The sequence below is a fragment of the Brevibacterium sp. H602 genome (assembly GCF_051172395.1).
Lineage (GTDB): Bacteria > Actinomycetota > Actinomycetes > Actinomycetales > Brevibacteriaceae > Brevibacterium.
The window spans coordinates 23011-37060 of the sequence record NZ_JBPIZD010000013.1 but is presented as its reverse complement, the minus strand read 5'-3'; the positions used below and the strand labels follow the sequence as shown (position 1 = coordinate 37060).

Below are 14050 nucleotides of genomic sequence, written 5' to 3'. Positions count from 1 at the left end.
GTTTGGTCTTGTGACTGAACAGAGCAAAGGCAATGGCGTCTTGACGACTGCGACAGAATCCATCCTCTCCGCCAAGGACATCGAGTTCCAACTCTACGACTGGCTCAAGGTCGACGAACTCTGCGAACGGCCTCGCTTCTCCGACCATTCGCGTGAGGTCTTCGACTCCGTGCTCGACGCCAGCGAGGAGCTTGCCAAGGAGCGGTTCGCGACCCATGCACGCAAGTCCGACCTCAACGAACCGACCTTCGACGGAACTGCGGTGACGCTGATTCCAGAGATCAAGTCTGCGCTTGACCAGTTCGCCGGCATCGGCCTGCTGTCGGCGACGATGGATGAGAGCGTCGGCGGAATTCAGCTGCCGCAGACGGTCGCGAAGGCCTGTTTCGCCTGGTTCCAGGCGGCCAATATCGCGACAGCCAGCTACCCGATGTTGACCATGGCCAACGCCAATCTGCTGCTCGAGTACGGTACCGAGGAGCTGATTGAGAAGTACGTTGTGCCCGAGCTCGACGGCCGCTTCTTCGGCACCATGTGCCTGTCCGAACCCGATGTCGGCTCCTCGCTGGGAGATGTCACGACGAAGGCCGTTCCGGATCCTGCCGGTGGGGGCAACGCCTTCCGCGTCCACGGCACGAAGATGTGGATCTCCGGCGGCGATCACGAACTCTCGGAGAACATCGTCCACCTCGTCCTGGCCCGTGCCGAGGGTGACCAGCCAGGGGTCAAAGGTCTGAGTCTGTTCCTCGTCCCGAAGTACCTCGTCACCGACGATGGCAGCCTCGGTGAACGCAATGATGTCGTTCTGTCCGGGCTCAATCACAAGATGGGGTGGCGCGGAACGACGAACACTCTGCTCAACTTCGGTGAGGGCACGCATACGCCGGCCGGTTCCGCTGGTGCTGTGGGCTACCTCGTGGGGGAGCGGGGCAAGGGTCTGGCCTGTATGTTCCACATGATGAACGAGGCTCGCATCGGTGTCGGAGCCGGTGCGGTTGGACTGGGGTACCACGGGTACCTCGATGCCCTCCGCTATGCCCGCGATCGCCGCCAGGGTCGTCCCGACGGTGCGAAGGGATCCGATGGTGAGCCGATCCCGATTGCGGAGCACTCCGATGTCCGGCGCATGCTGCTGTCGTCGAAGAGCTACGTCGAGGGCGGGCTCGGGCTCATCCTCTATGCCGCACGTCTGCTCGACGAATCCGAAACTGCTGATTCCGAGGCCGAGCGTGATCGTGCGGCACTGCTGCTCGATGTGCTCACCCCGATCGTCAAGACCTGGCCGAGCGTGTGGTGCCTGAAGGCCAACGACCACGCCATTCAGGTGCTCGGCGGAGCCGGATACACTCGCGATCATGACGTCGAACAGCTCTACCGCGACAATCGACTCAATCCGATCCACGAGGGCACGCACGGCATTCAGGCCAAGGATCTCCTCGGCCGCAAGGCCATTATGCAAGGCGGGGCCGGTCTGCAGGTGCTGCTGGAGCAGATGCGGGAGACCCTCGCCGAGGCGGCCGACCGCTCCGATTGGTCCGCTGAGACCGCGGCGCTGACATCAGCCGTCGAGCGTATCGAATCCGTGACCGCCGCAGTGTGGTCGAGCGGGGATCCAACGGTGGCACTCGACAATGCGTGGACCTATTTGGAAGCAGTGGGCCACACGGTCATGGCGTGGCTGTGGCTTCAGCAGGGAATGGCTGCCGAGGTGACCATCGATGAACGTGGCGACTCTGCTTTCCTCAAGGGAAAGATCGCCGCGGCGCGGTATTTCTTCACCCACGAACTGCCGCAGACCGGCCCATGGTTCGATCTCGTGGAGAGCAGGGCGACGACATTCACGGACCTCGACGACTCCTGGCTGTGAGAGCCGTCAGGTTCTGGGGTCAGGTATTCGCTTGTCGGCGATGATGAGCAGTCGTAAGAAGAATCCGCCGATCAGCAGACCTCCGATGAGGTCGGTGGCCCAGTGCCAGCCGAGGGCGAAGGACACGACCACGGAGTTCACGCTGACCGCTGCGACGCCCCAGCACAGCAGGCGCACGGTTCTGGTAGTGACGTTGCTGTAGGTCGCGATGAGGTAGGCGACCGCTCCGTAGATGAGTACGGCTTCGGCCGCGTGCCCTGACGGGTAGCTGATTCCGCGGCCGCCGATCTCGATGAGACCGCCTTGGAAGAACCGCGGGTCATGCAGTGTGGTCGCCGGTCGGGCGAGGAGGACCTTGAGTGAGCCGATGCCGAGGTAGAAGGCTGCTTCGACGGCGATCGCGAAGACGATCGGTCGCCAGGACCGACGTTTGCGCGACAGCACGATCGCGGCGATCGCCAAGACGGGAAGACAGACCGCCTGGCCTGCAATGGGGTCGAGGATGTGCTGAACGAACCAGACGAGATCGGGTTCGAAGAGGTAGAGCCACCGTCGATTGAGCTTGTAGTCCCAGACTCGCAGCGGACCGGCTGCGGCGAATGTGACAACGATGAAAGCGGCGCCCAAGACCCAGAATGAGGTTGCCCAGGACAGCAACCCCTGTGCTCGTTCTGTCCACTGACTGCGATCTGAGGGGTTGCTGATCAGCTTCTCGGATTCCACATAGGGTTCAGCAACCATCAGAGTCGATTTTAGACGGAGTCGACAATCACTTCTGCGGTGAGGGATAAAGAAACGGTGAATTTTGTTCTCTATCCGGTGGTTGCCTTCGACTGCAGCACCTGATGCTGCTCCGCCGCGAACTCAGGTTGCTCGGGAGCGAATCCACTCCTGCGCCAGCGTGTCGTAGCCCGGGTTTCGTCCTGCAAGAGTTCCGAACACTTCATGGTGGGAGGTGCGGTACTAGGACGCAGGCGGCAATTCTGCTCAAATTTCGTCGAGAGCGCGAACTGACCTGCCGGAGATGACTCATTGAGGTTGGCGGTCTGGGCGAGCAAGGTGAGCCGATGCCCGCTGGGATTTGGAACTCGTCAGGTGTACATGTTCGCATTTCCGGTTTATTTCTCAGAATTATTCTGCTTTTGGTTTCATGTGAACCCACTCACACTGGACACAGACCTAAGGAAGGAAGTACTGCAGAATGCCGATCATCGACTCGGAGACGACTATCGGACTTGATCCGTACGGGTTTGCCTCGATGCATCTGAGCCAGGCCGCAAGAGACACACTCGATAATCTACGTGCGGTACTCGCAGAGGAGGTAGCTCCGCTGATGCCTCGGGCCTGGGAATCGGCGTCGATGCCGCCCTCTGTACGCGAGACCCTGGCGTCACTTGACCTCATGCGGCCCGAAGGCGTCGAGGAAGTCGAAGCCGATTCGAGTATGTTCTCCGGCTTCCGTAACTATGTCCTCGCACGCACCGACGTGTCTGTGGCGACGATGTACAACGGCCAGTCTGGACTCTTCCGGGCCACTGTCCGCCACGGCGGCGCGCCCGAGCAGGTCGTAGACCTCGACCCGAAGGTGCGTTCCTTCGCGCTCTCAGGAGCCTTTGCTCTGACCGAGCCCGATCACGGGTCCGACATCGCCGGAGGTCTTGCCACCACGGCGCGATTCGACGAGGAAGCAGGCAACGGCGAAGGCCGGTGGATCATCGACGGCGCGAAGCGATGGATCGGAGGCGCGGCGACGGCGGACCTGATCGCGGTCTTCGCCCGCGACGTCGCGGACTCCCAGGTCAAAGTCTTCCTGGTACCGCGTGCCAGCTGGGGTTTGAGTATAGACACCATGGTCGGCAAGGTCGCTCTGCGTCCAATGGAGAACTCTACGATCAGGTTTGCAGGTGTAGAGGTCCCCGAATCGGCCCGACTGCGTCAGGTGAATTCCTGGCGCGACGTCAACCGAATTCTGCGTGTAATGAGATCGGATGTGGCGTGGATCGCCACCGGTCTGCAGGCGGGAGCCCTTGACGCCGCCCTGGCGTATGTGAAGAAGCGTGAACAGTTCGGCCGTCCGGTCAGCGGCTACCAGCTGGTCCAGGAGAAGCTCGCTCGGATCCTGGGCAATCTCACTGCATCCTTGGGTATGGTCGTCCAGCTTTCGGCACAGCAGGACGCCGGCAACTACGTCGATGTGAATTCTGCCTTGGCGAAGATGCAGACTGCTCGCATGGCGCGTGAATCCGTGGCGCTGGCTCGAGAGGTCCTCGGGGGCAACGGGATCCTGCTCGAGAACGACGCGGCGCGATTCTTCGCCGATGCTGAGGCCGTCTATTCCTATGAGGGTACCCACGAAGTCACTGCGCTCATCGTCGGACGGGCGCTGACGGGGGAATCTGCATTCGTCTGAGCTGCAGACGTGTTCGCCTCGCAATTCCCGGGGCGGCGATGCGATTCCCTTGGTGGGCTCCACTCTCCGGCGAGGACTATGGAAGTGGTGGTCAAGTCATGCCCGGTCCATCCGCACACAAGAGTTGGCAGGGGCCGACAACCTCGATGTCGGCCCCTGCGCCTGCGTTTGATTCGAACTTCTGAGGAGGAGAAACTCCCTAGGGGGCAGAGCTGGTCACGGGCTCCGGCTTTCGATTCGCCTCGACATCGATGCCGCGCATGCCGAGCAGCGCGAGCGCAGCCAGTAGCAGGATGGCGCCGACGAGCACGTAGATTGCCTGCGGGCTCCAGCCTCCGTCGAGCAGAGCGCCGGTGGCTGTCGGAGCGATGATGGCACCGAAGCGTCCGATGCCGATTCCCCAGCCTGACCCCGTCGACCGCATCGACGCTGAGTAGGACTGTGGTGTGAGGACATAGAGACCGGCGATGCAGCCGTTGGTAAACATTCCCACCAGCACACCGAAGATGATGACGATCGCCAGCCACTGTGCAGTGAAGACGAAGACCGCCATGAATATCGCGGCCAGGACAGAGAAGCTCATCAGGACGGTCCGGGTCGACCAGCGTGAGGTGAAGAGTCCGAAGACCACCGAACCGATGGCCCCGCCTACAGTCAGCCCCACAGTGACAACCATCGACAGTGACTCGCTGAGCCCTGTCTCATTCATCAGCCGTGGAGTCCACGAGTTGACGAAGTAGAACCCGAACATGACGATGAAGAAAGTAGCCCAGACGACGAGGGTAACTCGACGATTGCGGCGGTTGAGCAGTGAGCCCACACCTTTGCCGGTGCCTGCACCGGATTCCATATCCGATTCTGTTGCAGAGAGGTCGACCGGTTCATTGTGTCCGAGTTTCGCGGCGATGGTGTCCAGCCGCTTCTGCGCGTTGACCGGCCTCTTGTTGTAAAGGTACGACGCGGACTCTGGCACCAGCCAAATGACGAAGACCAACGACACAATCGTCAAACTGCCGCCGAAGACGAAGACTGACCGCCATCCGAATGCTCCGATGAGGCTGATCATTATGCTGCCGCCGACGGCAGCGCCGATCCCGTAGCCGGCGGCGTAGATGCTGATCGCCAGACCGCGACGGCGACGCGATGCGTATTCGGCCGAGATGACGTTGGTACTGACCAGGATGCCGCCGATGCCCAATCCTGTGATGACGCGCCAGAGCCCGAGCTCAGCAGCCGACGATGAGGTGGCGGTGAAGAACAGCCCGACGGCGTTGACGCCGAGCGCGATCATCATCATGTTCTTGCGTCCGATCCGATCGGCGACCGGACCGAGTACCAGTGCGCCGACCGCCATGCCGAGGAGTGCCGCGCTCATGACAAGTCCCAATGTGGTCCCTGACAGGGCGAATTCGTCGCTGACTTCGTTCGACGTGAATGAGATGGCCAGGACGTCGTACCCGTCGAGTGCATTGAGGAAGGTGCAGATTCCGACGATCAGCCATTGATAGGCCGACATGTGAGAGTTGTTGATTCGTTCTCGTAGATCCACGCATTTCTCCGATTCAGATATATCGGCTGGAGCCGCCTCGCTGCGACATACCTATACCGATAGGCAAATGGTGATGTGGTGCACACTATCAGCGTCCTTTTGCGTCGGCAATGCCCGACTGTCGTCTGTTTGCCTCTGCGGGTGGTGTCGACGACTCCTCTCCATGCGGGTCAAGCAGGAATCGATTGCCTGACGATTTACCTATGGACATAGGTAAGTGCCTATGCATATAGTGATCTGGAGAACACGAAGCAGTGTTGACGAAAGGACTTTCACCGTGGTGTCACTTACTGCAACGGGCCTACTGGACGACTTCTCGCTTGAGATGACTGGGAAGGACATTCCCAATCTCAGAGAGGCAGCCCATGCGATCCCGCAGCGGACTCGGATCAATGTCACCTTCCTCGGCAATGAAGATCTCCCGATGCGAGTCGAGGCGTCGAAGGCCGTCGCTGATATGGGATTCGTTCCGGTTCCGCACATCTCCGCCCGTCGGCTCAAGTCCGAACGGGAGCTCAGAGATTTCCTCGATGCGCTGCAGCAAGTCAATGCGACGAATCATGTATTCGTCGTCGGGGGCGATCCCGCTACGCCGGAAGGTCCCTACGAGGACTCGCTGTCGGTTATTCGTACCGGAATCCTGCAGGATTATGGCGTTGCCGAGGTCGGCGTCGGCGGCTATCCCGAGGGGCATCCCGATATCAGCGACGACGATCTCTGGTATCACTTGGACGCAAAGACGTCTGCGTTGGCTGAACAGAATCTGGACCAGGTTGTGCTCACCCAGTTCGCATTCGACGCGCAGCGCGTCAGCGAATGGGTCAGAGATGTTCGCAATCATGGCATCGAGTCGGTCATCCGGATCGGCACACCTGGTCCGGCGGGTATCAAGAGACTCCTCGGCTACGCCCGACGATTCGGTGTGGGAACGAGTGCCGGAATCGTCAAGAAGTACGGATTCTCACTGACGAATCTCGTCGGCACCGCCGGTCCAGACAAGTTCGTTCGAGACTTGTCTGACCGGGCTGAGGGGCTGGAATCACCGGAGACCCTGAAGACGCACTTCTATACCTTCGGCGGACTGCTGGCCACCGCCGAGTGGGCGCACAAGTTCGCCGATGAATCGTGAGGTGGTGATCAAATGACCGACCTCGCCGAAAAACGCAAAGACTACGCAACCCTGATCGTCACCGGCCCCGATCAATCGGGACTGGTATCAACCGTCACTTCGCTCATTGCCCGAAACAACGGCAACATAGTCTCCCTCGACCAGTACACGACCGATCCGGAAGGCGGGGACTTCTTTCAGCGCGTCGTCTTCCACAAGGAGGGGCTCTCTGCCGCGGTTCCTGAAATTCAGACGGACCTTGCGTCCACTCTCAATCCCCTCGGAGTGCAATTCCGCCTTGTGGAGCAGAAGGCTCTCAAACGCATGGCTGTGCTCGCCTCGAAGAGCGATCACTGTCTGCTCGAACTGCTGTGGAGGCATCAGCGCGGTGAGCTGCCGGTCTCGATTCCCCTGGTGATCTCGAACCACACCGACGTCGCCGAGGCAGTGCGAAGCTTCGGTGTCCCGTTCTTCCACGTACCTTCGCAGGGGCCGGACAAATCCGCAGCAGAAGCACGCATCATGGAGCTGCTGGCCGGCAACGTCGATCTCGTCGTCCTTGCCAGGTACATGCAGATCCTGTCCGAGTCGTTTCTCGATGATGTCGAAGTTCCTGTGATCAACATCCACCATTCGTTTCTGCCCGCGTTCATCGGAGCAGGGCCATACCGGAAAGCCAAGGAACGTGGTGTGAAGCTCATCGGTGCGACCAGCCACTACGTGACGAAGGATCTCGACGAGGGTCCGATCATCGAACAGGATGTCACCCGAGTCGACCACACGATGACTTCCGGAGACATGCAGGCGAGAGGCGCCTACGTGGAACGGGCGGTGCTCTCGAAGGCAGTACGACTGCACGCCGATGACCGCGTTATTCGGCATGGCAATCAGACCATCGTGTTCGACTGATCTGAGGTCTGTGGCCATGTAGGTCGAAGTCGGCCACATCAACGCATCAATTCCCGACCAACACCAAAGAAGAACGGATGTTTCAGAACGGAGCATCCTTGACAACAAGAGAGGTTCATCGACGATGACTGACAATCTCCAGCAGATTCTCGACAAGAACAATCCTGTCGAACTGCTCCGCAACTCGCAGATCGGATCCTATATCTATCCTGTCGTTCCTGCGGACTTCTCGAACTGGATCAAGGAACAGCGTGCTTGGCGAGAAACGGCTGTCCTCTACGACCAGTCGCACCACATGGACAATGTCTTCTTGCGCGGTTCGGACGCCATCAAGCTGATTTCCGACACCGCAATCAACTCGGTTGCGAAGTTCGCTGTCAACAAGGCCAAGCAATACGTGCCGACTACAGCGTCGGGACACGTCATCGGCGACGGAATCCTCTTCCACGAAGCAGAGAACGAGTACGTCTACGTCGGTCGTGCGCCGGCGTCGAACTGGCTGATGTTCCACGCGGAGACGGGCGACTATAAGGATCTCGACATCGAGGTCGACCGTCGATCGCCGTCGCGTCCCTACGGTGATCCCGTCAGCCGTCGCTACTACCGCTACCAGATCCAAGGCCCCAAAGCGTGGGACATCATCGAGAAGCTCAACGGCGGACCGTTGGAGAAGATCGGCTTCTTCAATATGGCTTCGATGACCATCGCCGGTAAGCAGGTGCGCACACTGCGTCACGGAATGGCAGGCGCTCCCGGCTTGGAGCTGTGGGGACCATATGATGACCACAAGGTCATTCGCGACGCTATCGTCGAGGCCGGCAGTCAGTTCGGCATGCTCCAGGTCGGTTCGCGCGCCTACCCATCGAATACCCTCGAATCGGGATGGATCCCCTCCCCGCTGCCCGCGATCTACACCGGCGAGGAAGAACGGACATTCCGCGAATGGCTCGGTGCCGACAGCTACGAAGCGACCGGAACTCTTGCTGGTTCGTTCGTCTCCGAGAACATCGAAGACTACTATCTGACGCCTTGGGAACTCGGCTACGGATCGTTCGTCAAGTTCGACCACGAGTTCATCGGCCGCAGCGCCCTGGAGAAGATGGATCCTGCCGCGCAGCGCAGGAAGGTCACCCTCGCGTGGGACGCTGACGATCTCGGCAAAGTGCTCTCTTCGCCGCTGAACGTTGATGGTCCGAACTACAAGTACTTCGACCTTCCGCTGGCGAACTACGGTTCAGCCAATTACGACAAGGTCATCGACGCCGACGGCAACACGGTCGGCTTCTCGATGTTCACCGGCTACTCGGCGAACGAGCGTCGGGGGCTTTCCCTGGCAGTCGTTGATCCTGACGTTCCCGAAGGCGCCGAGCTCAAGGTCGTCTGGGGCGAACCGGACGGCGGGACCACCAAGGCTTCCGTCGAGCCACACGAGCAGACTGAGGTTCGCGCGGTAGTCAGCCCCGTGCCGTACTCGACTGTTGCGCGTCAGACCTATCAGGGAGGATGGCGTACCGGCTACAAAGCCTGAGAACGGTAATGTGAGAGGGTCCGGGCTGAACAGCCCGGACCCTCTTCGTCTTCGGATAAACAGAACAGGACCAACGAGATGAGTCTACGAAGTGCCATCCTTGCGCTTCTCCGGATCGAACCGATGTCGGGCTACGATCTGGCCAAGCAGTTCTCACAATCGGTGGGCCACGTCTGGCATGCACCTGACTCGCAGATCTATCCGGAACTGCGCAAGATGGCCGAAGAAGGGCTCATTCTTCCCGAAGAGCAGACGCGTGGAACCGCTGGGATGCGTCGGATGTATCACGTCACCGAGGCAGGAGAGGAATCGTTCCTCGAGTGGATGAATTCTCCTCTGAAGTATCAGCGCACACGCGATGCTTCTCATCTGAAAGCCGCCTACCTCGAGTCCGCGAACCACGAAGCGCGGATTTCCTTCCTTCGCAATCACATCGAAGTATGGACGGGTGAACTCGAGTACATCGAAGACGAGATCGCCAATATCGATGCGCTCGAATCCCCGATGCTCAACCGTCGACTTGCGGTCACAGCCGACAAGGACCGTGAGATGACGATCGGCTACAAACGGTTCGCCTACGAAGGACTGGCTGATCGAGCCCGCAGCGAGATTGAGTGGGCTCAGCGAGGGCTGAAGTTGACCGAGCACCTCGATGGGTGAAGGTGAGCTTCTCGACCGATAATTGTGTCGATCGGGTCCGACAGCAGCCTGGTTCGACTCTCACAGGCTCAGTACGCGCAGAGCATTCTCCTTCATGATCAGCGGCACTGCGTCTTCCTTGACACCCAGCTTCTCGAAGTCGTTGATCCACCTCTCGGGAGTGATGAGTGGGAAGTCGGAGCCGAAGAGAGCCTTTTCCTTGAGCATCGATCCGATAGCCCGGGTCAGCTGTGGCGGGAAGTACTTCGGCGACCATCCGGAGAGGTCGATGAAGACGTTGGCCTTGTGGGTGGCGATCGAGATCGATGCGTCTGCCCAGGGCACAGATGGGTGAGCGAGGATCATAGTCAGATCTGGAAAGTCTGCGGCGACGTCGTCGAGGAGCATCGGGTCCGAATACCTCAGCTTGATCCCGCGGCCTCCGGGCAGCCCGGCGCCGATTCCGGTCTGGCCGGTGTGGAAGAGCGCGACGAGTTCGTGCTCGGCACATGCCTCGTAGATCGGGTAGTAGGCGGAGGCGCTCGGATCGAATCCCTGCAGACTGGGATGGAATTTCATGCCTCTGACTCCGTAGTTCGTCGCGAGGTCATGGATGCGGCCGACCGCGTCGGCAGGCTTTCGAGGATCGACAGATCCGAAGGGGATGAGGACGTCGTTGTGTTCCGCGGCCTGCTCGGCGATCATCTCGGATGAAACCGGCGGATGCCCGCCGAGCGCTGTTGTGGCGTCGACTGTGAAGATCACTGCCGCCATCTTCCGTTCGCGGTAGTAGTCGGCAAGATCAGCAACAGTCGGGGTGCGTGGAACCGATGCCCGAAAATAACCCGCAGAAGCGTCGAGGAGCTCTTGGTCGAGCGAGGTGTGTTGGTGGGCGTCGGCTTCGACGTGGGTGTGGACGTCGATGGCAGTGATCGCCTCGGTGTCGATGGCTGGTTGGTAGATCATTGGTGTCTTTCCTCGTGACGGTGTGAACAAGGGCTGTGCGATTCAGGGAAGCTCCTCATAGCGATGCTTGAGCTCGAGCAGGCGGATGAGCATCTCATCGCGTTGGCGAGCGATGGCGGCGGAGTCTCTGCCCACGAGTTCGTCGTCGACTCCGGCAATGAGTTTCTCCTTGAGGCCTTCGTCGAGATGCACCTGCTTGAGGTCGTGCATCCAGACCTCTTGCGGTGGTCCGAGATGGTCGAGGACGTGACGCATCCCGCCGATGCCGCCGGACAGCGCCTGCTGAGCCAACGGCCCGAGGATCGCCCATCGCAGCCCGGGGCCGTATGAGATCGCGGTGTCGATGTCTGACACAGAGACCACGCCCTCATTGACCAATGAATAGGCTTCCTGCCACAACGCAGCCTGCAGACGGTTGACTACGTGGCCGGGGAGCTCGGCTCGAACGAGGATGGGTTTCTTCCCTATGGTCCGGTAGATCGTCAGAGCCCGGTCGACGAGCGCGGGGGAGGCTCCGGGCGTGGGGACAACTTCTACCAAGGGGATGAGGTGGGCCGGGTTGAAGGGGTGCCCGACGATGATGCGGCTAGGAGCTTTTGTCGCTTCTGCTGAGATCTCGCTCGGGGCGAACCCCGAAGTCGACGAGGCGATGATTGTCGCCTCGGGTGCCGCTGTGTCGATCTCGGCAAGCATCGCCTGCTTGACCTCGAGGCGCTCCGGACCGTTCTCCTGGACGAAGTCGACTGAGCCGACCGCCTCGGCGATGGTGGGGGCAAAGGTCAGACGGTCCAGTTGCGAGTCTCTGACTCCGGTAGTCACCTCGAGGTTGCTCTTCACCTGCTCAAGCAGTCGTTCCTCGGCTCCTTCAGCAGGGTCGAAGGCGGTGACGCTGTGCCCTGCGGCGAGGAAGCCCGAGACCCAAGCGGCCCCTATTACTCCGGTGCCGACGACGGCGATAGCGAATTCTTCACGAGTGTCATTCGACGACTCTGTGTTCTCCACAGCGTTCATGCTGAATCCCTTTCCCTCCGTACTTCGGCGAAAGCGACGTACTCGTCGAGCGAGTTCGGATCCTGTAGAGCGCCGGGGCTTGCGACCTCGTCGAGTGCGGCACCCTGGACGATGCGTTTGACTGGGACTTCGAGCTTTTTGCCCGTGCGCCCGAGCGGCACCTTCGTCACCGGAACGATCTCGTCAGGAATGTGCCGTGGGGAGAGTCGGGTCTTGAGTTCCCTGCGGACGCGCATTGACAGCTCACCTGTTAAAGGCACGCCGGATTCGGTCTGGACGAAGACCACGAGTTCTCCCATTCCGCCGTCGGGATCCTCCAGATGGATCACCAGGGAATCGGCCACTTCGTCGAGCGTGTCGAGGACGGAATAGAAGTCCGCAGTGCCGAGCCGCACCCCGCCGCGGTTAAGGGTAGCGTCGGATCGGCCGGTGACGACGACTCCGCCGTCAGAGGAGAAGCGCACCCAGTCGCCGTGCTGCCAGACGCCGGGAAACTTCTCGAAGTATGCTTTCTCGAATCGGTCGTCGCCGTCCGCTCCCCAGAAGGTCACGGGCATGGAGGGAACCGGCTCGGTGATGACGAGCTCTCCGAGTTCGTCGAGGACCTCCTGGCCGTTGGAGTCGTAGGCTTTGGCGGCAAATCCGAGCGAGGGCGCCGTCATCTCACCGGAGTACACCGGGGCCAGTGGTGAGCCCTGGAGGATTCCGGTGCACACATCGGTGCCGCCGCAGCCAACATTGACCAACACATCCTGCCCGAACTGCTCCACAAGCCATTCGAAACCCTCGGCCGGAAGCGGCGAACCGGCCGCGCCGAACTGTTCGACGGTGGCCAGATCGAAGTCCTCCCTGGGGCAAATGCCTTCCTTGCGTGCGCTCATGATCGCTCCGGGAGCCATACCCATGAGCGTAGTGCGAGCTTTCGCCGCAATGCGCCAGAGCTCCTTCGAATCGGGGTAGTTCGGGTTGCCGTCGATCATGACTATCCCCGAGCCGACGACGAGCCCGCCGACCAGAGCGTTCCACATCATCCACGCGGTCGTCGAGAACCAGCAGAACTGGCTGCCCGGGCCGAGGTCGAAGTGAAGACCGTGGTTCTTCAGCGTCTCGAGCAGGATGCCGCCGTGGCTGTGCACTATGGCTTTCGGCTTCCCCGTTGTTCCGGATGAGAAGAGGATGAAGAGGGGGTGATCGAACGGGACCGGCTCGAATTCGAGTCCGGTGAGTGCTGTGTCCGGTGAACTTTCGTCCGTATTCAACACATCGACTCCCGCAGAAAGGGCCCCTAGCTCCGCGTAGTCGACGACGGCGATCGGATGGTCGAGTCCGGTTCCTGTGATGAAAGCGTCGCGAAATCCTGAATCGAGACTGAACAGTCCGTAGTCGACGTGTACGAGGTGAGTAAGGGTCGGTAAGGCGGCGACCACCTCGGCGAGTTCGTCGGAGCGTTCAACGTCCTTGGCCCCGTATCTGTAGCCGGAGATCGCCAGCAGCACAGTGGGCTCGACCTGGGAAAAGCGGTCGATGACCGACTGGGTGCCGAACTCGGGGGCGCAGCTGGCCCAGATCGCGCCGAGACTCGCAGCGGCAAGGAACGCCACGAGTGCCTCGGGCTGGTTGGGCAGGTAGCCCACGACACGATCTCCTTTGGTCACACCGAGTGAGATGAGACCGGAACGGACCCGAGCGACCTCGGCGCGCAGTTCGTCGAAGGTCAAGGTGAAGTCGTCGCGTGTCTGGGAGACCGCGGTGACCGCGAGGTCGGCCGCCTGCTCGGGGGCGCCGAGAGAGTGCTCGGCATAGTTGAGCGTGGCACCGGTGAACCATTTCGCATGGGGCATGACACGTTCCTCGAGCACCGATTCATACGGTGTGTGGCTGGAAACGTCGAAATAGATCCACACGGACGCCCAGAAATCCTCGATGTCGGTGACCGACCAGGTGTAGAGCTCACTCCAGTTGGTGAGAGACATTCCGTGCTTTTCGTTCACCCAGGACAGGAAATCGCCGATCCTGCTGTTTCCGATTGCGTTCGAGGGGACTTCTCGAATGATTGACGACAT

General features: G+C 60.5%; 11 protein-coding genes. 6 read left to right on the top strand and 5 right to left on the bottom strand.

Going from position 1 to position 14050, the window contains the following annotated elements; translation table 11 throughout:
• Positions 1-40: 40 nt before the first annotated feature.
• On the top strand, positions 41-1867 hold the full coding sequence (locus ACSBQT_RS11305; protein ID WP_410710393.1) for an acyl-CoA dehydrogenase: 1827 nt from the start codon (positions 41-43) through the stop codon (positions 1865-1867).
• A 6-nt stretch (positions 1868-1873) separates the two neighbouring features.
• Here ACSBQT_RS11305 and ACSBQT_RS11300 read toward each other — a convergent pair whose 3' ends face one another.
• Positions 1874-2608 carry a phosphatase PAP2 family protein gene (locus ACSBQT_RS11300; protein WP_410710392.1) on the bottom strand — a complete coding sequence of 245 codons (735 nt, stop codon included), beginning with the start codon at positions 2606-2608 and terminating at the stop codon, positions 1874-1876.
• A gap of 592 nt (positions 2609-3200) precedes the next feature.
• Here ACSBQT_RS11300 and ACSBQT_RS11295 point away from each other — a divergent pair.
• Positions 3201-4277 carry an acyl-CoA dehydrogenase family protein gene (locus ACSBQT_RS11295; protein WP_435001787.1) on the top strand — a complete coding sequence of 359 codons (1077 nt, stop codon included), beginning with the start codon at positions 3201-3203 and terminating at the stop codon, positions 4275-4277.
• A gap of 199 nt (positions 4278-4476) precedes the next feature.
• On the opposite strand, the gene ACSBQT_RS11290 is transcribed toward ACSBQT_RS11295, so the two are convergent.
• Positions 4477-5793 (bottom strand): MFS transporter, encoded by a 1317-nt coding sequence (locus ACSBQT_RS11290; RefSeq protein WP_370036210.1) that lies wholly within the window; start codon positions 5791-5793, stop codon positions 4477-4479.
• 310 nt (positions 5794-6103) lie between these two features.
• On the opposite strand from ACSBQT_RS11290, the gene ACSBQT_RS11285 reads away from it, so the two are divergent.
• The 4 genes from ACSBQT_RS11285 (at position 6104) to ACSBQT_RS11270 (ending at position 10031) form a co-directional block, all read left to right on the top strand.
• Positions 6104-6955 (top strand): methylenetetrahydrofolate reductase, encoded by an 852-nt coding sequence (locus ACSBQT_RS11285; protein ID WP_098730744.1) that lies wholly within the window; start codon positions 6104-6106, stop codon positions 6953-6955.
• Positions 6956-6967: 12 nt separating this feature from the next.
• A complete protein-coding gene (gene purU / locus ACSBQT_RS11280; RefSeq protein ID WP_098730745.1) occupies positions 6968-7843 on the top strand; it encodes a formyltetrahydrofolate deformylase in 876 nt (291 codons plus the stop codon).
• 124 nt (positions 7844-7967) lie between these two features.
• Positions 7968-9371 carry a vanillate/3-O-methylgallate O-demethylase gene (gene ligM / locus ACSBQT_RS11275; protein ID WP_039207262.1) on the top strand — a complete coding sequence of 468 codons (1404 nt, stop codon included), beginning with the start codon at positions 7968-7970 and terminating at the stop codon, positions 9369-9371.
• A gap of 78 nt (positions 9372-9449) precedes the next feature.
• Positions 9450-10031 (top strand): PadR family transcriptional regulator, encoded by a 582-nt coding sequence (locus ACSBQT_RS11270; protein WP_098730746.1) that lies wholly within the window; start codon positions 9450-9452, stop codon positions 10029-10031.
• 60 nt (positions 10032-10091) lie between these two features.
• Here ACSBQT_RS11270 and ACSBQT_RS11265 read toward each other — a convergent pair whose 3' ends face one another.
• The 3 genes from ACSBQT_RS11265 to ACSBQT_RS11255 are packed head-to-tail and all read right to left on the bottom strand — an operon-like array spanning position 10092 to position 14050.
• On the bottom strand, positions 10092-10976 hold the full coding sequence (locus ACSBQT_RS11265; protein ID WP_410710389.1) for an amidohydrolase family protein: 885 nt from the start codon (positions 10974-10976) through the stop codon (positions 10092-10094).
• A gap of 42 nt (positions 10977-11018) precedes the next feature.
• Positions 11019-11978, bottom strand: a complete 960-nt coding sequence (locus ACSBQT_RS11260) for a 3-hydroxyacyl-CoA dehydrogenase NAD-binding domain-containing protein (protein ID WP_410710388.1) — start codon at positions 11976-11978, stop codon at positions 11019-11021.
• Between the two features lie 5 nt (positions 11979-11983).
• Positions 11984-14050 (bottom strand): acetoacetate--CoA ligase, encoded by a 2067-nt coding sequence (locus ACSBQT_RS11255; RefSeq protein WP_435001786.1) that lies wholly within the window; start codon positions 14048-14050, stop codon positions 11984-11986.

Bases quoted from the DNA above. Each gene is read 5' to 3' on its own strand.
- ACSBQT_RS11300 (WP_410710392.1), bottom strand. From the start codon at position 2,608: ATGGTTGCTGAACCCTATGTGGAATCCGAGAAGCTGATCAGCAACCCC.
- ACSBQT_RS11295 (WP_435001787.1), top strand. From the start codon at position 3,201: ATGCCTCGGGCCTGGGAATCGGCGTCGATGCCGCCCTCTGTACGCGAG.
- ACSBQT_RS11290 (WP_370036210.1), bottom strand. From the start codon at position 5,793: ATGTCGGCCTATCAATGGCTGATCGTCGGAATCTGCACCTTCCTCAAT.
- purU (WP_098730745.1), top strand. From the start codon at position 6,968: ATGACCGACCTCGCCGAAAAACGCAAAGACTACGCAACCCTGATCGTC.
- ligM (WP_039207262.1), top strand. From the start codon at position 7,968: ATGACTGACAATCTCCAGCAGATTCTCGACAAGAACAATCCTGTCGAA.
- ACSBQT_RS11270 (WP_098730746.1), top strand. From the start codon at position 9,450: ATGAGTCTACGAAGTGCCATCCTTGCGCTTCTCCGGATCGAACCGATG.
- ACSBQT_RS11265 (WP_410710389.1), bottom strand. From the start codon at position 10,976: ATGATCTACCAACCAGCCATCGACACCGAGGCGATCACTGCCATCGAC.
- ACSBQT_RS11255 (WP_435001786.1), bottom strand. From the start codon at position 14,050: ATGTCGTCAATCATTCGAGAAGTCCCCTCGAACGCAATCGGAAACAGC.